Below are 17305 nucleotides of genomic sequence, written 5' to 3'. Positions count from 1 at the left end.
TATAGGGATGTTAACGGCAGCAGTTGTAACTGTTTCAATTTTATCTTTAGCTTGGATTGTTGGGCAAAAAGAGCAGACAGAAAAATAATAATTTAGAAGAAAAAGCAGGTGAGGTGGGCATATATGCAAAGACAGCAAAGCATTACTGTACTTTTATTAATGCTAGGAATAGCAGCCATTTCTTTAGGGATGGCTTTGAAAGATGTATTCGAGCACTCTCCTACGGTGGGCTGGCTTCTAGGAACCGCAATATTAATAGGTAACTCTATTTATACAGGTGTACAAATTAAAAAGAAAAGTCATACATAATTAATTTTTTAAGTGCTTGGATAATATTTATCCAAGCACTTTTTTAGCTTATTACATTACAGTAACTACTCGTGTATAGGCCATATCTAAAGTACACTAATCTATTAATAAATATAATTTATATTTAAATTTCTTCTTTTTCTATTGATCTCGCATTAATAATTCTGTTCTTATGCGTTTCTCCCCAGTCTTTCATAAGCAAAATGATTGGTTCGAGAGATCTTCCGAATTCGGTTAGGGAGTACTCTACTTTTGGGGGGATTTCTTTATAGATTTCACGGTGAACAATCCCGTCTTTTTCTAACTCTCTTAATTGTAAAGTCAGCATGCGCTGTGTAATGGCAGGATATAGTTTTCGGAACTCATTAAAACGTTTCTTTCCATCAATGAGATGATAAAGTATAATCCCTTTCCATTTTCCACCTATTACGTCTAATGTGGTTTCGACCGGGCACCCGACTTTACTGGGGGAATAATCGAAGCCTACTTTTTGGTTTCTCATCCATTTTCACTCCCTGTAGTATACAGTTTTATACTATGTTTAATTAATGTGCGTACTTCCTCTAATTTATTACAAAATATACAATATAATCATACCAAAAATAACAAGGAGGTCTATATATGAAAACATTATTACTCATTGCACATCCACATATTGAATCTTCTCGAGTAAATAAAAAATGGAAGGAATCAGCTTTGAATCAAACGGATGTAACGGTTCATGATCTTTATGAAACATATTGTGATCAACCCATTGATGTGAAGTTTGAACAGCAGCTGCTTCTTGCTCATGATCGTATTGTTTTTCAGTTTCCATTATACTGGTACAGCAGCCCGCCACTTTTAAAACAGTGGTTTGATGAAGTGTTTACCTTTGGGTGGGCTCATGGCCCTGGCGGAACGAAGCTTACGGGAAAGGAGTGGGTGTTGGCTATTTCCATCGGTTCGCCTGAACATTCTTATCAAGCGGGTGGGTATAATTTATTTTCAGTAAGCGAAATAACAAAGCCATTCCAGGCATCTGCTAGTTTAGTTGGCATGACCTACCTTCCTCCTTTTATTGAATATCGTTCAAATAAAATCAGTGACTATGATATCACTCAAAGTTCAATTCGCTATGTAAAGCATATTACAAATACAGAATTAAATCCGAAAATTCGTTTTCGTAATTATTTAAAACAGCTAGACGAAAGTACCTTGTCTGTTAATGAATAAACAAAGGGAAAAAGAAAGAGCATCTAATGTGGTGATTAGATGCTCTTTTTAATACTTAGAAGCAGCATATGGCATACATTCTATTTTCTGAATAATTGAAGGTTTTGAGAGGACATAATCGTATAAATATAGAACTGAGTAGTAAGTCACTACCTGTTATATGATTAAAGATTCTTGGTTTACAGTGCAAACGATTGATGATAAAACTTATGCCATTAGCGAATATGGGCATTGGGAAAAAGTCCATTCTTTTTTGCTTATCGGAGAAAATAAAGCTGTGCTTATAGATACAGGGCTTGGGATTGATAGCATAATGTATTTATTAGCAATAGAAGGTACTGTAAATAGTTAACTTTCTTTAAGGGTTACGAAAGAATTTACTAAAAAAAATCTGTATTTTACACATTAAATATAAGGTGAAATTAACTTTATTTTCCTTTTGGTCGCTATTAACATGAGAGGAATGGTTGTTTTGTCTAATAAATTAGAAATAAATAATGATATTCGAGATAATTTACGTTCCAACTGTTCAAGTTGTTTTGGTTTGTGCTGCGTAGCTTTACCTTATGCACAATCTGCTGATTTCGCATTTAATAAAGATGGCGCGACCCCTTGTCGTCATTTACAGTCAAACTATTCATGTTCCATTCATAAAAACCTTATCACTACGGGATTCAAAGGCTGTGTGGGGTATGAATGTTTTGGTGCAGGTCAAAGAGTTTCTCAAGTTATATATATAGGAAATGATTGGAGAGCTAACAAAACAAGGGCTAAAGAAATGTTTGAGGTATTTCCTATTGTTCAGCAGCTGCATGAAATGCTGTGGTATTTAAGTGAGGCACTCCAATTTCAAGCTACAAAACCAATTCACAATGATTTGAAAATTTCTTTTGAAGAAACTGAAAGCCTGATCAAACAAAGCCCAGAGGATATTTTAAAAATTGATGTACATGAACATCGAATGAAAGTGAAGGACTTGCTTGTACGTACAAGTGAATTGGTGCGTCCTAAAACATCTAATAAAAAGTTGGGAAAGAAATTCAAGCGTAGTAGTGACTATATCGGTGCTAAGCTAAGAAGAGCTAATTTTAGAGGAGCTAATTTAAAGGGAGCGTTATTTATAGCTGCTGATCTTAGAGATGCTGATCTCCGATTAACTGATCTTATTGGTGCAGACTTTAGGGATGCTGATTTGAGCGGTGCCGACCTGACAGGAAGTATTTTTCTTACTCAGGCACAAGTGAATGCGGCAAAGGGAAATGTACATACAAAGTTGCCGTCTGCTTTAGCAATCCCAGAACATTGGGTAAAAGGAGGAGCTCAAGGACTAGTTCGATAGTTCTTGAGCTCCTTTTTTATGCTTAGAACCGCGCTTATATAAACTGTGTTTATATAAATGGTAAATTTTTAAAAAATTAAGTGATTATCTTTTTAAATAGTGATAACTTTTTCATTGTAGTAAATATTGATGAAAAAGGGGCAGAGTGAGATGAATATGAAGATTGATACTTTACCAAATTACCGAATTGCATATGTGAGACAAGTTGGGCCATATGGTCCTCATAATGTTAAAGTGATGGAGAAGTTAAAACGTTTGGCTAAAAAGAAGGGATTGTTTACTAAAGATTCAATAATTCTGAGCATCGCACGGGACAATCCTGAAGAAACAGCTCCTGAGAATTGTCGCTATGATGCCGGTATCGTCATTTCTAGTGAATATCACGTTGACGATGATTTTAGTGAAGATCAATTAGTAGGGGGACAGTATGCAATATACAAAGTTAAGCATACTGCAGAAGAAATTCAAAAAGCGTGGGCTACCATTTTTTCTGGCTTGTTAGAAGCGGGTTATGAAGTTGATCCGAGGCCAATCTTTGAACGATATTATGGTGACAACAATGAGATTGATTATTGTGATATTTGTGTACCTATAACATTAAAAAAATAACAGCTTTTTATTTGAAGATCCTGAACTTCGCTAGAAGTTTAAGATCTTTTTTCTACTTGTAACGCGTGTTATGATAGCTATTTTTTAGGCTATACAAACTAAAAAATAGATGGGCGGTGCTTTTATCCATGCTACGCGAAAATTTATTTGAAAGGATAAGTAAACTTAATTCTGTCATTATTTCTTGTTAGGGTTTAATCGTATTTGAAAAGGGGTATAGTATTCTTTAGTCAAGGCGCCAGAATAATTGCCGCAAATGTTATACCCTTTGCAATCGATATGGATACACTGTTCTAAAAGCAGCCGTACACTCTAAAACAAAGGGGAAAACATCTAGCTTTGACAGACAAGAATGCAAAGCGTAGAATTGTTCTAATGAATAGATAATTTACTATTTTAAGAGGCTTAAAATTTAGGTTGATTTTATATAAGGGAGCGTACATATTTGAAAAATCAGTTTGCTCAATTAATACAGAATAATGAAAGCGTTCATATTTACTATAATATTGACGACATGAGAAGTTACTTAGATAATCTTGTCTCTTATATTGTGTCGGGAATTGAACAGGAGAGGCATACGTTAGTTATAGAAAGTGAAAGATTAATTCCATTAATTTTTGAAAAGTTAGAGGAAATTCTAACTGAAGATCAATTAACATATATACATACTATTAATAATTTTGATTATTACTGTTCAAGTGGGAGTTTTCAGCCTGCTATCATCTTTGAACATCTCTCTCGACACTTAGATCCCTTCTATAAAAACAATAGATCTTTTCAAATATGGGCTCATGTAGAATGGGGACAGCAAGAAGGAATTGTACCTATTTTAGAAGAGTTTGAGAATGAAGCAGACAAATTAGTAAATAAAGGCGGATTACATTTAGTATGTGCTTATGATGAAGAGAGAGTACCAGAAGTTCTTAAACTTGCTTTAATGAAGTGCCATCCATACTTAATTTTAGAAAACAAAATTATCCCATCCAATTTATATATAATGACAGATGCAGTGTAATTGATATTTTAGTTGGGATTTACTACTGAAAACACACGTAAATAGAGAACAAATAAAGAGGCTTATAATTTAAGGCTCTTTATTTGTTGTTTTCTAAAGTTATTATGCTAGCTGAAATTGCATTTTGAATAGCTTGTTTACGTTTGTAGGAACTTATGAACAGAAGGAAAAAGCCTGCATAACTGTGCATGAAATGTCGGATAGCCTTATTCAAATCCTGCTATTCTGATAATAAGGGAGGTCATACAAATGGATGTGCTTAGAAATATGAATAGAGCTTTACACTATATTGAGGAGAATTTAACCAATGATATCGATTTTAGAGAAGTAGCAAGGCTGGCTCTTTGCTCTGAGTATCACTTTAAAAGAATGTTTTCTTTTCTTGCAGGTATTACTTTATCAGAATATATTCGCCGAAGACGACTTACACTTGCAGCATTTGAACTTAAAGATAGTAACATCAAAGTCATTGATGTTGCGATCAAGTACAATTACAGCTCACCGGATTCGTTTACAAGGGCTTTTCAAAATCTACACGGTATAACTCCTTCGGAAGCTAAAAAAAATGGGAGTTCACTTAAAGCATTTCCAAAAATGACCTTTCAGTTATCAATTAAAGGAGGAAATGAAATGAATTATCGAATTGAGGAAAAAGAGGCCTTTCATATCGTTGGTATTAAAGAAAGAGTTCCGATAATTTTTCATGGAGTTAACCCAAAGATTGCTGCTATGTGGGAAAGCTTGAACGATGAAACAATACGTAAATTAAAAGAACTTTCTAATGTTACACCATTAGGTTTGCTTAGTGCATCTGTGAACTTTTCTGAAGGGAGAATGGAGGAAAAAGGGCAGCTGGACCATTATATCGGTGTAGCCACAACTAAGGATTGTCCCAATCATTTAGTACAACTTGAAGTGCCAGCTGGAACATGGGCTGTATTCGAAGCAGTCGGACCATTTCCTGACACATTACAAGATGTATGGGGACGAATTTATTCAGAATGGTTTCCATCCTCAAATTATGAACAAGTAGAAGGACCGGAAATCTTATGGAATGAACATAAAAATGTAACGTCGCCAACCTTTAAAAGTGAAATATGGATACCCGTGTTAAAAAAGTAATGATGACTCCGTAATGGAGAGAAAAGGTAGATCGCAAATGTGATCTACCTTTTCTCTTTTATAGCTTTCTGTAAAGTACGTTACGCTGGCTAAACCTGTGTACGCTTTACATAAACAGCAGAAAAAGCTCTCTATTTCCGTAGGGAGCTTTTCTGCTAGGAGAATTATTTCTTACATAGTCGATACGTTGCGGTATCTTGAGTAGTTTCAGCAAAAAGTGGGATGTTATTCGCTTTTTAACTTACAGCTTTTAATTTTAATCTTGCTTTAGAGTTCAAGCTCCATAAACTAAGTAATACGGTCATTAACCCAAGTACGACGCTAGACCAAAGCACCCCGTCTGTTAATGAATAAGTAAAGGGAAAAAGAATAAACCATAATCCGGTAATGAGCGAAATCCAATTTTGCCATGAATTCCATCCGGGTTTAGTAACTCCCCAAAAAGACATAATCACTTGAAGGCTTCCAAATACAATACTTGCTGAAGTAGCCCCTGTATCGTATGAAAACCCAAGCATCCAAGGGGCAATAACAAACCAAATACCGATTACAGCGTTAATAATATCTCTTGTTTTCACCACTGTCCCTCCTCAATGTATGACACTCTCTATGATGTCATTATTGAACTATATGTTTGTAAGTGCCGTGTGTTGAGTAGTTATCAACGCCTATTGAGATTTTTTCAATTTTTATTGTAGGAACAAGCACTTCTGTTGATTCGTTCTCATAAGATGTTTCAAAATCAAGTATAAGAAAGAGAGTGGAAAACAAATGTACTATTGTGTTAATTGCTGCAGATTGCAAAATGAAAATCTTATTAAGAGTAAGCTATTTGAAAATGGAGTCTATATAGATCCATTTGTAGGAGAGAAAATTCCTTTAGGTATGTGTGCGCATAGATGTAACCATGAGTCATGCGAACCATGTGAAAAAGAAAAAATCATCAAAAAGATTGTGCCAAAGGAATTATCTAAATTAAAGAAAGCAATAGAGTATTTACCTGCTCATCGTTCAGAAAAAGTTCCGTTTTCACAGTAAATAGCTGCATGCCGCGTTCAGTTCCCTTAATAAAACTCAGTCTTTATTCCGTAAGTTGATTCATCACTAGTTGTACAGCTATTGCATCGTCTAAATAGCCGATTGGAAAGACGTAGTCTGGGATAATATCGGTAGGCAAAATAAAATACAATAGCGCACTTCCTAATGTAGAGCGCTTGGCAGCTGAGGTTTCTTCGTTACAATATTCAAGATACATTTGCTTTAGTTGATCAATGAAAGTGCCAACGCTGCCTACTTGCTCTATTTTGGATTGAAAGTTATTTATAATCATGCTGTGTCCTTCGTCGGTCTGTGCATATTGCTCATATTTTGTTAGTTCTTGTTTTACACGTTCAATCGTAAAGTTTGTATCCACTATATTAAAAGATTTAAGTATTTCTTGAATTTTATCAATGGAGTAATGAATGCCTGTTTCTACTTCATTTTCTGTAGTATTTGAAGCAGCTCCAGCAGGGTCAATTAATGCTTCAAGAGGAGTGTTTAAATAGTGCGCAAATTGCTTTAAATGATGTAGATTTGCTTGCTGCTTTCCGTTTATAATCCGTGAAATAGTTGCCGTATCGATCCCCGTAAGTGAGCTGAGCTTCCGCATAGATAAAGCATTTTCCTTTAATAAAGACCGTAACAACAAACCAAGGCTTTGGTCATTTTGAATCTTAGACATCGCGAGTCACCTCTTCATATTTTTCAACGCGCAGTAATCATTTTATTGAAGGTTTATCAACAATATATGCAACAAGTAAGCAAATTTCCTCAATATTATCATCAAAAGGAGAATACAAAATGGAATGGTTATTCATTTTAGGTTTTGCCCTATCATCAAGTATAGATAACTTTGGTGTAGGAATATCTTATGGAGTACGAAAAATCAGGATAAGATGGCTTTCTAATTTACTAATAGCGGCTATTTGTTTCCTCTTTAGCATGGTGGGAATTATGTTTGGCAAGTGGATTTCAACAATCTTACCGGGAGTGTTCCATGTTATTGTAGCCGTCGTATTATTAACGCTAATTGGAATTAGAATTATTTTATTAGTGGGATCTCAAAGAAATAACGGAAGTGATGAATTAGATAGTAAGGGTCAAGGAAACGTACGCTATATTGGATGGATTGAAAGCAGCGTTCTAGGTGTTGCACTTTCCGCCAATGCACTTACAAACGGTCTAGGAGCGGGTTTACTTGGATTGTCACCTTTAGCCATATCCCTTACATCAGCATTTGGTAGTTTTATAACGGTATGGCTAGGAGTAATGGTGGGGCAAAAAGCAGCAAATGTGCAAATCGGCAGCTTTACATTGGGTCAATGCGGAACGTTGATAAGCGGGATTACGATTTTAATTGTAGCTTTTACTCAAATATTTTAAAAGAAGAGACGCCATTTAAAGCAAGTGGCGTCTCTTCCTTATGTTTTAAGTTAGTACATTATGTTGATCAAGTTCGTATATCGTATACATCTTGTTTTTATATTTAATATGAATTTTTAATTAAAATCTCTATTCCTTAAAATGAAGTTTTTTCGTATCCGCTCTGTTTCATCTTCTGTAACTTCTGGATAGTGCCTAGATAAGACATTAGCTAAACTTTCTTCTTTAGGTATATGTAAAAAACGTGAATATACCTCCGTACCACTTGGGAACTCATCTTCTTCAAATAAGAGGAAGGCATCTAAACTCTCAATCAATTGGAAATTCACAGTCTGATCATAAACGTTGGTATAGCTGTCTTCACATTCTTTTGCTTTCTTTTCTGCAATTTCATAGGCTTGATCAAATGATTGGGCTTTAATTAATAAAATACTTTCTTCAAATATCTGATGTTCTTCATAATTTTGGTCAATCTTTTCTATATTAGGTTTACCGACTATTAAGTACTTATAAAGAACCTTTACTCCATACCATTGGACGTCTAGCTCTTCGCTATTAGTTGTTTTCATATCAACTCTCCATTCTTACCTAAAGGAACCATGATTATTAATTTTATCATCGTATTCCTTATCGTCCTTCTTACTTATATAACTGAGTTTGTATATCGTGTTCATCCACTAAGCTATGATAAAATGGAAATATAATCAAGGTATTTCTATATATTAGGGGGATGTAAAGTGGAATATATTGATCAAATAACAAATGCTGCAGTGAATGGAGAAAGTGAAGAGATAAAAGCTTTATTAAATAAAGAGCCATCTTTACTTAACGCTTTTAATTCAGATGGATGGACACCTTTACATTTAGCTTGTTATTTTGGGCAAATGGATAGTGCTAAGTTATTGTTGTCGCTAGGGGCGGATATTCATATTAAGGCTAAAAATTCGAATGAAAACATGCCTCTTCATGCAGCAGTAGCAAATAAGCAAATTCAAGCTGTAGACTTGTTGCTTACAAAAGGCGCAGATGTAAATGCAAAACAAAGCGGTGGATGGACTAGCCTTCATGAGGCCTCGGTGCTAGGAGATGAAAATATGATTAAACTTCTCATCGAAAAAGGTGCAGATATCGAGATACAAAAAGATGATTGGAAAACACCTTTAGAGGTTGCAGTAGAGAAAAAACAAGACAGCGCAGTTCATTTACTTACTCAGTATTTAAATAATAAAGCTTAATATAGAGTAGGAGATTTTATGTTAATGAAATTAGCGGAAGTTTACATGAAGGAGAGGGAACGCCTATCATCATTTGGTTTCGCCACTTGCCACAAATAAGCATGAACTTTTCTGAATGGACACCTTTTATCCAGAATACGTGGTATCGAAAACACTATATGAAGTTTGTATATTTACTTCAGATTATTATTCTATCAATACCTTATTTCTTTGGAGCAGGCTTTACTCGTATCAATCTATTTTATCTCATCATGACAGGCATCGCTGTCTTTGTTGCTCACGAATGTCTACACGTGTTAGTCATTCGTAAAAAAGGTGATATGAGCTTAACTTTTAGCGGAATATTTTTCTGGCTAAGCACAAATGCCGTTCTATCCAAAACGAGATATTGGCTTTTTATGAGCTTGCCTTTTGTTGTATTATCGGTAGTTCCTGCTATTATATCGTTCTATGTATCAGGAAATATCAAATCAATTCTATTATTTGTGTGTTGGATAAATACATTCATTTCTGGCTCAGATATCTATAACTCATTTTTAATTGCGATTAAACCGAAGAACTCGTTTTTTTGCAGAGGTTATTACCAAGTAAAGTAGTAGGACAGGGGTCTAATCGTACTAATACCTAAAAAAGGAGCACTTATAGTAATTGGGTGCTCTTTTTGTGCTGGTAAAACGGGCTGGAATTCCAAAATGAAAATATGGATTGTAATATTTACGGTGATAGGTAAGTAGAGAATTTTTTCTAAAGTTGCTCTCTTTGAAATTACTAATACCTTAAAGTGATTCAATAATTATGTAAAATATATTTGACATTATGAAATTTTTACCATAAACTATATATGTAAAAGATGTTTTACACTAAGAGGGATTAGTGAATACGTGTTAAGTCTTCAGAAAAAATGATTGATGCTATTGAGATTGTTAAGTATGACGCCAGTTAAGTTCTAGCTTTTTTATTGACAGAGAACTTTTATGTAAGTGTTGACGAAGTATTTTTTATGGAATCAGGAGGGATTCAAGGTGAATAGGGAGAGAAGAAACAATTTAGTTGGAGGTATTGTATTAGGGATTATTACTTTAGGGCTGCTTACTTTATACATGACGGATTTTATAAATGACAAGAAATTAAATCTAAATAGCATTCTAGGAATTGTCCTTTTATTAATTGCTTGGTTGCAATTTAGTACATGGGGCTCTGATAAAAAAGTACAAAAAGATGAAATGGGAAAGACAGTTGCTGCTATTAGTGCAAAGACAAGCTATCATATCCTAACAATAGCTCTTTTTGTTCTTTGGGTACTAGATCGAATTATTTTCGTCAGAAGAAATGATTTTGGAAATATCTCTTTATTTGTAGCGATATGTCTTTCTTTAATTATTTTTCCGATTGTCCAATTCTTTTCAGCAAAGCGATATAGATAAAAACTGAAAATTCTAGAACCACGGTGGTTCTAGAATTTTTAGTTTCTATAAGCAGCTAGATTGGTATAGACTATATACACACTATTTACTGCAAAAAATTCTTTTTTACTCTAGATTTCAATAAGATAGAGCAGATTCCAAACGGCACTGAGCAACTAAGAGAAAAAAAGAGGAATGGTTTAACTAAACTCAAGTTTATAAACAACTTACTATCATCTATTGAGATAAGTAGTGAAATAAGTATGGAGCTAATGACTGCAGTTATAACAGCGAACACAACATACCATACTAGTTCAACTATATGCTTATGCCTCGTTTGATTCTTTACAATGGCATCAATTATGAAAGAAGAAGGAATTCCTAATACAATTACAAACGGTGCAATATACATAAATCCAAACATTATTTGGTCTATAAAGTGATTTAAGCTCATTTGTTCGTAACCATCAGAAAAAGATAGTCCAGAAAGAACTAAGCTACCGCACAAGGTAGAAATAAAAAACGATATAACTGTATTCATGATTCTATAATCTCCCCGCTCATCAATAAGTCTATTTTAACATTTAAAAGTAAAACAAGTATAATTATGTTAAAATATAACTATATTTACTTTTTTGGTGGTGAAATAGGTGTATAATCGAAGCTTGGGTTTACTTTTAGTCGGCGCAGGAATAGTCTTTTTAATTTTAGCTTTAACATTACATATAGCTGGGTTATTATATGGTGTTATTTTAGGAAGCAGCATCGTATTAAATGTTTCAGGTACAGGTATACTTATGAAGTTTATAGCTGATAAAAAGCTGGCTAATCTGTAGAGGTCTTATAGAGTAAGGTCTCTTTTTTATGATGAAATTTATTTTATGAGAATGTTTGGGGGTATCCTACTTTGGAAATGAACTTTTTTTGGTTAGTGTTAGGATTAGCTGCCCTTGGTTATTTTATAGGCGATGGTTTAAAGAATTTCAGCAAACCTCAAAGAAAATCAAAATATCCTTATTTGATTAAAGAAAAAGATCTACACTATCACTTTCACTTAAGCAAAGGTGAGATTGAAGAACTGTTAACTAAATATCCCGGAGCTCCAAAAATAGAGTTGAAAGGGACTACATATTATCCGTATCATCAATTCGTTGACTGGCTGTCGTCTAATGAAATTTATAAGGTGTGACAGAGTCAAGTATTTAGTTTTTAAAGACTAAATGCTTCTTTTTTTGAAGATTGGATTCTAATGCCATCGTCACTAGAAATAAACGCTATATAAACTACAAACACTAATAAAATGAAACTTTATTTTATTAGTGTTTTTAATTTTATTAAAAAATACTTTAATTTTATTAAAGTTCATGGTATATTAAAAAAAGGAAGAGGTGGTTATATATGGATAATAGAGATGTTCCTTCGTGGATACTGTCGTTAGAAAGTGATGATGTAGAATTTATAAGAAAATTTGTATTAAATTCAGGTTCTTTAAAACAGCTTGCAAAAGACTACGAAGTGTCCTATCCAACTGTTCGTATACGTTTGGATCGTTTAATACAAAAGATTGAGATAAATGAAGAACATGATAAAGAAGAATTAATTAGCCTTGTTAAAAAGCTTGCTATTGAAGAGCGCATTAGCTTAGAAGATGCCAAGCTGATTATAGAGAAATATAAAGGTGAAAAGGGGATTAAGTAATGTCTGATTGGAGTACGATCGTAGTTATTGCTATTGCAATTTTAGGTCATCATTTTTTATCTACTCGAGCGAGTGTGTATTGGGGAGCTATCGTTCCAACCGCTTTTCTATCCTATTGTGGATGGAGATTGTTTACGAATCATCAAATACTAATGGATCATCCTATAAAAGCTCCTTTAGCCATACTTTTTGTGTTGTCTATATTCATTGTGGACTGGGGAACAGGAAGAGATTCTCATAAAAAGAAGCAGCAAAATGAATTAAATAAGATGAAAACTCAGGATATATAAAGGAATCTTTGAAAGGGAGATTAAATCATGCCTCATCATTTGTTATTTTTTGTACTGATATGTGCCGTTCATTACTTTTTATCTACTCGGGCGAGCGTATACTGGGGAGCGATTATGCCAACAGCTTACTTAGTATACTGCGGATGGATATTTACAGCTCACCAAATAAATCACCCAATCAAATTAATTTTATTGCTTTTATTTGGTTTAAGTATATTTCTCATCGAATGGGAAGAAGGAAGAAAGATTTTTAAAAAGAAGCAGCAAGATGAATTAAATAAAATGAAAACTCAGGATATATAAACTAGCATAAAGGCCAAAAAAGCAAAGAGAACATTCTCTTTGCTTTTTTTCTTTATCAAGGTTCACCATTATAAAGTGCAACAGTAGAACCCTTTAGAAATATACGTATGTCATCGTTAGCTGGGTTATCTTTGCTTGAAATCATTGTGGCATATTACATAAACTTTCAGTTTTAGGTAATAATATTTCCGAAACTACAGTTTGAGGAGAAAATTCATGCGTAAGTACAAAAGAAAATTGATCATTTCTTTAGCCGTGCTAATCTTTCCATGGTTAACCGCGCCTTTTATAGGAACAAAATCATTTGTCCGCTTTTTGCCTGTAGCTACTTTCGCTAACTTATTCATCATTGTGTTTACCGTTATTGCTAATCAGAAAAAATGGTTTAGAAACAACAATCCTTTATTTCCTAAGGCACCGATAGATTTTACTTATATTTTAGGTCCTCACTTAATAGGAACGCTTTGGATATTTAAGCTAACATACGGCTCTTTTCTAAAATACATATTTGCCAATACGGTGTTAGACTGGTTTAATATTTTCCCTTTTGGCGGTGCCTTGAAAAAAGCGGGTATATTTAAAATGAAAAGGATGTCGCCAAGCATGTACTGGGGAATGACTACGGTTTTAGCTGTTGTTTTATATGGATATCAGTACATCGTGGAAAAAGCGATTAGGCAAACAAATGATTCTCAATCAAGATTACAAGCGCTTAAAGCAACTATCCAAAAAGGATCTTCTCATCGCTGAAGGTCTTTTTTTATTTATTTTTAACACTTTATCTGTCTGTTTTTATTCTGAATATTCAAGTTTATTTTAAAGTAGAGTGCTATACTATATATTAACAAAACTAGAAAGGGAGGAAGAAGTATGTTTAATCAATATCCTATTGGGAAATTTACCGTGAAGGAAAATATTCAAAAAGAAGATATTCAAGGTTGGATTCATGACATTGGAGATGCACCAAAGCAATTAGCTTATGCTGTAGAAGGGCTGACAAACGAGCAGTTAGCTACGCCTTATCGAGAAGGCGGTTGGAAATTAAGTCAAGTTGTCCATCATTTAGCTGACTCACATATGAATGCTTATACTCGTTTTAAATTAGGCTTAACAGAGCAAGCACCTACTATTAAGGCCTATGATGAAGTAGCTTGGTCAACTCTGCCTGATAATGATTTACCGATAGAAGTTTCTCTTCAACTTTTTTCAGTTTTACATAAGCGTCTTCATAAAGTTTTAAACTCACTTGATGAAAAAGATTTGAAGAAAATGATCCACCATCCTGAAAACGGAGAAGTGACGATTGAGCAATTAATAGCTACTTATGCCTGGCATGGAAAGCATCATGTTGCTCATATTACGACATTAAGAAATCAAAGAGGTTGGTAGAGTGGCATTTAACATATGTTAGAACCAAAAAAGCTCTTTTTAAAAGCTTTTTTGGTTCTAATAAATTACATTATGCTAACTAAAGATTATACAGCTTAAAAACAGAAAAACTCCCTCAACGTGTTAAGGAAGTTATCTCTAATCCTGAATAGTAATTCATTCATCCTATACCTCGATATTATATTGGACGGTGATGACTTATTTTTATAAGCCATCAGATCTGACTTTTGAAACACCTAGGGCAAGGTTTTTCCACAAAGTTTGTTCAACCGCTTCGGCGTCTCCAGCATGACAATCAACAATGAGTATGACTTCTGAATGTTTGCCACGTAGAATTCGTTGATTTTTTCTAATTACTTTAAATATAAATAGTTTAATTCCTAATCCTAAGATAAATCCGATAAAAGCACTAATAATCCCCCAATAAATAGGGCCCCAGCTTAGTTTAAAACCAACGCTTGCACCAATAACTGAAAAGGCTGTGGCTAGAGCCATTCCTAAATCAATGAGAGAAACTCCATCTGCTCGATGAAGGCTATCAAAAATCCGACGATTTTCTGTTCGATTATTAAGAGGCACAATAAATATATCTTCTTTCTTTATCCCTTTTCTTTCTAGCTCCGAAACAGCTAATTCTATGTAACTGGAGTATTCGAATGTAGAAAAGATCTGCATATTTTCACTCCACCTTTTTTCCTTTCACAATACAAAAGCTTGGATGTTGATACGTTTGCTCGAAGAAGTTTTTTTGCTCTCTTTCCACAAGTTTATTATTCTCAACGGTATTCATATAGGAATCAAAGGTAGCAAAACCATATAGAGAAGGGAAAAATAACAACCATTCTTTATTTAAAACGGAAGTAGCCTGTTTTATTTCGCCTGAAAATAGAAGAGAAATCCCCTCAAGTAGATGGGAATAATAAAAGAAAACGACTGCCCAAATGATGACAAAGAAAGCACCAATGATCCGATGAATATAGAGTTGTCCTAGACCAGGCATCAAAAAGGACCAGGCAACGGATAGGATGGGATTCCGTTTATCTAAATAGTTTATTTCCATGGCTCCTATACTAAAGGAGTTGAACCGATGATTTTCTCTTTCAGCTAACACGTATATTTTATTTAAATCAACGGTTGTTCGGTAACTATCCCATATAGCAAAAATATAAACAGGAATATAAATAAGAAGCCATCTTGTATTAAGCACGTCTTTGGCCATATCAATGTTTCCTTGAAAAGAATAAATCATCGCTAAATTTACATGAGATTTAAGGTTTATGACGACCTCCCATATAAATAACACAAAGCCGCGAAGGTATTTAGAGAGTAGTAAGTGTCCAAAACCAGGAAAAGCTGCTGACCACCAAGCAACAATATAGGGGTTTCTTAAATGGATTTGAGTCGTTCCAAATATACTAACGTGAGCAATATAGCGTCTTGCAGTATTGTCATTTTTATAATTATTCATTTACGATCTCCTATGGATTGGAAGGAAATATACTTTTTATACCTATCATCAATATTTAATATGGTCTTGTTTATTTATTTTATGCAATCCACTGATATCCACTTAATCTTTATCGGAATAGAGAATTCGTGGACAAGAAAAAGCTCTTTGTTTTTTCATAAAGAGCTTTTTTACATGTTGTTTCTGAAAATTAGTATTATGTTGATAAAGAGGTGGTTAGATGCTTCACGGCGTCTTGACTCGTTTGTTCAAGATCTAGCATTATGTTCACTAAGTTTTTATATTCTATACAACATAAAAATGGGAAAAACTACTGCTCCTGTTGAACTGAACCCAAAAAGTTAGACACGTTATTTAGGCAGCTAATGAGGATTGAATTCTGTATTCTACAGGGGTCAATCCTTTTAATTTTTCTTTTATTCGCAGATGGTTGTAATAGAGGATATAGGCCTCTAATTCCTGTTTGAACTGTTCTATACTTTCAAATTCTTGTAGATAGAGTAACTCTGACTTTAATAGACCAAAGAAGTTTTCAATAACCGCATTATCTAAACAGTTACCCTTACGGGACATGCTTTGAGTAATGTTATTTCCCTTCAATAAATGCTGATATTTGGTCATTTGGTAGTGCCATCCTTGATCAGAATGAAGAATAGGGCAGTCTCCCTCATTTAAACAGTCAAATGCTTTATGTAACATCGTAGTGACCAGTGAAAATGCAGGTCTCTTGTCGATATGGTAGGAGATAATTTCCCCATTAAAAAGGTCCAAAATAGGCGATAAGTAAAGCTTCTCTCCGAATAAGTGAAACTCTGTGATATCGGTTACCCATTTTTCATTTGGTTTAGATGCTTTAAAATCACGTTTAAGGATATTTGGAGCGATTCTTCCTGTTCTCCCACGATAAGAGCGATACTTTTTGAGCCGAACGAGGCACTTTAAGCCTAGCTCTTTCATCAATCGACAGACCGTCTTATGATTAATAAGATAGCCTAGACGGTGTAATTCTAGCGTAATACGACGATAACCATACCTCCCTTTGTGTTTATGAAAGATATGATGAATGGTTTCTTTAACTTCTTTATATTTGTCAGGGCGCTTAAAGGCTTTTATCCAATAATAATACGTACTACGAGCGATTCCAGCTACTTTGATAAGGTCGACGACCTTATACTCATGCCTTAATTCAAACACTACTTGGGCTTTTTCTCGCTCTTTAATTCCCTTGATGTTTGTACTAAGGCGTTCAACTTTTTTAAATACGCATTTTCCATTCGTAAATATTCAAGTTCCTTTACTAGCTCTTCATTTGTTTTCTGTGAATCATTATTTTTAATCGGATTCTTCTTCACTTTTGGGGGCCTCCTGGTCTTGGCATACAGGCCGTCCATGCCCTGTTCTTCAAAGATCCTTCTCCATTTTATAACCGTTGAATATGAAGGGATATTAAATACAGAAGATGCTTCACGAATAGACGCTCCCGTTT

Annotated in this window: 26 protein-coding genes and 1 pseudogene; 19 read left to right on the top strand and 8 right to left on the bottom strand. The window is 34.3% G+C overall.

Annotated elements, in window-relative coordinates; translation table 11 throughout:
• Positions 1-123 precede the first annotated feature (123 nt).
• Positions 124-309: a hypothetical protein gene (locus tag MMB68_RS00130; protein WP_277547972.1), complete on the top strand. Its 186-nt coding sequence runs from the start codon at positions 124-126 to the stop codon at positions 307-309.
• 124 nt (positions 310-433) lie between these two features.
• Here the strand turns inward: MMB68_RS00130 and MMB68_RS00125 are convergent, their stop codons facing one another.
• Positions 434-811, bottom strand: a complete 378-nt coding sequence (locus MMB68_RS00125; protein WP_277547969.1) for a winged helix-turn-helix transcriptional regulator — start codon at positions 809-811, stop codon at positions 434-436.
• Positions 812-930: 119 nt separating this feature from the next.
• Here MMB68_RS00125 and MMB68_RS00120 point away from each other — a divergent pair, with 119 nt between their 5' ends.
• The 6 genes from MMB68_RS00120 (at position 931) to MMB68_RS00095 (ending at position 5609) form a co-directional block, all read left to right on the top strand.
• Positions 931-1524 carry an NAD(P)H-dependent oxidoreductase gene (locus tag MMB68_RS00120; RefSeq protein WP_277547967.1) on the top strand — a complete coding sequence of 198 codons (594 nt, stop codon included), beginning with the start codon at positions 931-933 and terminating at the stop codon, positions 1522-1524.
• 160 nt (positions 1525-1684) lie between these two features.
• Positions 1685-1876 (top strand): hypothetical protein, encoded by a 192-nt coding sequence (locus MMB68_RS00115; RefSeq protein WP_221783802.1) that lies wholly within the window; start codon positions 1685-1687, stop codon positions 1874-1876.
• Between the two features lie 120 nt (positions 1877-1996).
• Entirely contained in the window at positions 1997-2863 is an 867-nt protein-coding gene (locus MMB68_RS00110; protein WP_048019289.1) for a pentapeptide repeat-containing protein, read from the top strand.
• A gap of 150 nt (positions 2864-3013) precedes the next feature.
• Complete coding sequence (locus MMB68_RS00105) at positions 3014-3472, top strand: AraC family transcriptional regulator (protein WP_269871372.1); 459 nt, start codon at positions 3014-3016, stop codon at positions 3470-3472.
• A 445-nt stretch (positions 3473-3917) separates the two neighbouring features.
• Positions 3918-4487 carry an MEDS domain-containing protein gene (locus tag MMB68_RS00100; RefSeq protein ID WP_064472004.1) on the top strand — a complete coding sequence of 190 codons (570 nt, stop codon included), beginning with the start codon at positions 3918-3920 and terminating at the stop codon, positions 4485-4487.
• A gap of 249 nt (positions 4488-4736) precedes the next feature.
• Positions 4737-5609: an AraC family transcriptional regulator gene (locus tag MMB68_RS00095; RefSeq protein WP_269871373.1), complete on the top strand. Its 873-nt coding sequence runs from the start codon at positions 4737-4739 to the stop codon at positions 5607-5609.
• 236 nt (positions 5610-5845) lie between these two features.
• Here MMB68_RS00095 and MMB68_RS00090 read toward each other — a convergent pair whose 3' ends face one another.
• Positions 5846-6187 (bottom strand): SPW repeat protein, encoded by a 342-nt coding sequence (locus MMB68_RS00090; RefSeq protein WP_264408419.1) that lies wholly within the window; start codon positions 6185-6187, stop codon positions 5846-5848.
• 193 nt (positions 6188-6380) lie between these two features.
• Between MMB68_RS00090 and MMB68_RS27505 the strand changes: the two genes are divergently transcribed.
• Positions 6381-6647 carry a DUF3973 domain-containing protein gene (locus tag MMB68_RS27505; RefSeq protein ID WP_014458786.1) on the top strand — a complete coding sequence of 89 codons (267 nt, stop codon included), beginning with the start codon at positions 6381-6383 and terminating at the stop codon, positions 6645-6647.
• Between the two features lie 43 nt (positions 6648-6690).
• On the opposite strand, the gene MMB68_RS00085 is transcribed toward MMB68_RS27505, so the two are convergent.
• On the bottom strand, positions 6691-7332 hold the full coding sequence (locus MMB68_RS00085) for a DUF1232 domain-containing protein (protein ID WP_182421240.1): 642 nt from the start codon (positions 7330-7332) through the stop codon (positions 6691-6693).
• A 119-nt stretch (positions 7333-7451) separates the two neighbouring features.
• Between MMB68_RS00085 and MMB68_RS00080 the strand changes: the two genes are divergently transcribed.
• The gene (locus MMB68_RS00080) at positions 7452-8033 is read left to right on the top strand and encodes a manganese efflux pump (protein ID WP_208733001.1); all 582 of its coding nucleotides are present in this window, start codon (positions 7452-7454) and stop codon (positions 8031-8033) included.
• 116 nt (positions 8034-8149) lie between these two features.
• On the opposite strand, the gene MMB68_RS00075 is transcribed toward MMB68_RS00080, so the two are convergent.
• Positions 8150-8602 carry a DUF4288 domain-containing protein gene (locus MMB68_RS00075; protein ID WP_209367526.1) on the bottom strand — a complete coding sequence of 151 codons (453 nt, stop codon included), beginning with the start codon at positions 8600-8602 and terminating at the stop codon, positions 8150-8152.
• Between the two features lie 168 nt (positions 8603-8770).
• Here MMB68_RS00075 and MMB68_RS00070 point away from each other — a divergent pair, with 168 nt between their 5' ends.
• From MMB68_RS00070 to MMB68_RS00060, 3 genes are all read left to right on the top strand, one after another.
• Positions 8771-9268 carry an ankyrin repeat domain-containing protein gene (locus MMB68_RS00070; protein ID WP_277547963.1) on the top strand — a complete coding sequence of 166 codons (498 nt, stop codon included), beginning with the start codon at positions 8771-8773 and terminating at the stop codon, positions 9266-9268.
• Between the two features lie 101 nt (positions 9269-9369).
• Entirely contained in the window at positions 9370-9864 is a 495-nt protein-coding gene (locus MMB68_RS00065) for a DUF3267 domain-containing protein (RefSeq protein WP_221783841.1), read from the top strand.
• A gap of 426 nt (positions 9865-10290) precedes the next feature.
• Positions 10291-10692: a hypothetical protein gene (locus MMB68_RS00060; RefSeq protein ID WP_140451118.1), complete on the top strand. Its 402-nt coding sequence runs from the start codon at positions 10291-10293 to the stop codon at positions 10690-10692.
• 85 nt (positions 10693-10777) lie between these two features.
• Here MMB68_RS00060 and MMB68_RS00055 read toward each other — a convergent pair whose 3' ends face one another.
• Positions 10778-11212: a hypothetical protein gene (locus MMB68_RS00055; protein WP_140451119.1), complete on the bottom strand. Its 435-nt coding sequence runs from the start codon at positions 11210-11212 to the stop codon at positions 10778-10780.
• A 109-nt stretch (positions 11213-11321) separates the two neighbouring features.
• Between MMB68_RS00055 and MMB68_RS00050 the strand changes: the two genes are divergently transcribed.
• The 7 genes from MMB68_RS00050 (at position 11322) to MMB68_RS00020 (ending at position 14351) form a co-directional block, all read left to right on the top strand.
• The gene (locus tag MMB68_RS00050) at positions 11322-11507 is read left to right on the top strand and encodes a hypothetical protein (RefSeq protein WP_221781048.1); all 186 of its coding nucleotides are present in this window, start codon (positions 11322-11324) and stop codon (positions 11505-11507) included.
• Positions 11508-11578: 71 nt separating this feature from the next.
• A complete protein-coding gene (locus MMB68_RS00045; protein ID WP_277547956.1) occupies positions 11579-11860 on the top strand; it encodes a DNA-binding protein in 282 nt (93 codons plus the stop codon).
• Between the two features lie 209 nt (positions 11861-12069).
• Positions 12070-12369 (top strand): DUF2089 family protein, encoded by a 300-nt coding sequence (locus MMB68_RS00040; protein WP_063247138.1) that lies wholly within the window; start codon positions 12070-12072, stop codon positions 12367-12369.
• Positions 12369-12659, top strand: a complete 291-nt coding sequence (locus MMB68_RS00035; protein WP_063247137.1) for a hypothetical protein — start codon at positions 12369-12371, stop codon at positions 12657-12659. The genes MMB68_RS00040 and MMB68_RS00035 overlap by 1 nt, the downstream gene beginning before the upstream one ends.
• 27 nt (positions 12660-12686) lie before the next feature.
• Complete coding sequence (locus MMB68_RS00030; protein WP_063247136.1) at positions 12687-12962, top strand: hypothetical protein; 276 nt, start codon at positions 12687-12689, stop codon at positions 12960-12962.
• Between the two features lie 216 nt (positions 12963-13178).
• Positions 13179-13712, top strand: coding sequence for a hypothetical protein (locus MMB68_RS00025; protein WP_277547952.1), 534 nt, complete (start codon positions 13179-13181; stop codon positions 13710-13712).
• Between the two features lie 120 nt (positions 13713-13832).
• Complete coding sequence (locus MMB68_RS00020) at positions 13833-14351, top strand: YfiT family bacillithiol transferase (RefSeq protein WP_221783819.1); 519 nt, start codon at positions 13833-13835, stop codon at positions 14349-14351.
• Positions 14352-14555: 204 nt separating this feature from the next.
• Here MMB68_RS00020 and MMB68_RS00015 read toward each other — a convergent pair whose 3' ends face one another.
• The 3 genes and pseudogenes from MMB68_RS00015 to MMB68_RS00005 form a co-directional block, all read right to left on the bottom strand.
• Positions 14556-15026, bottom strand: a complete 471-nt coding sequence (locus MMB68_RS00015; RefSeq protein ID WP_221783821.1) for an inorganic phosphate transporter — start codon at positions 15024-15026, stop codon at positions 14556-14558.
• Positions 15027-15030: 4 nt separating this feature from the next.
• Positions 15031-15819, bottom strand: coding sequence for a hypothetical protein (locus tag MMB68_RS00010; protein ID WP_221783823.1), 789 nt, complete (start codon positions 15817-15819; stop codon positions 15031-15033).
• 354 nt (positions 15820-16173) lie between these two features.
• Positions 16174-17305: pseudogene (locus MMB68_RS00005) on the bottom strand (IS3 family transposase); the annotation flags it as partial.

It is taken from the genome of Priestia sp. Y58 (genome assembly GCF_029522095.1).
Lineage (GTDB): Bacteria > Bacillota > Bacilli > Bacillales > Bacillaceae_H > Priestia > Priestia megaterium_E.
The sequence above is the reverse complement of the archived record's forward strand: the minus strand, read 5'-3'. Positions and strand labels throughout refer to the sequence as shown.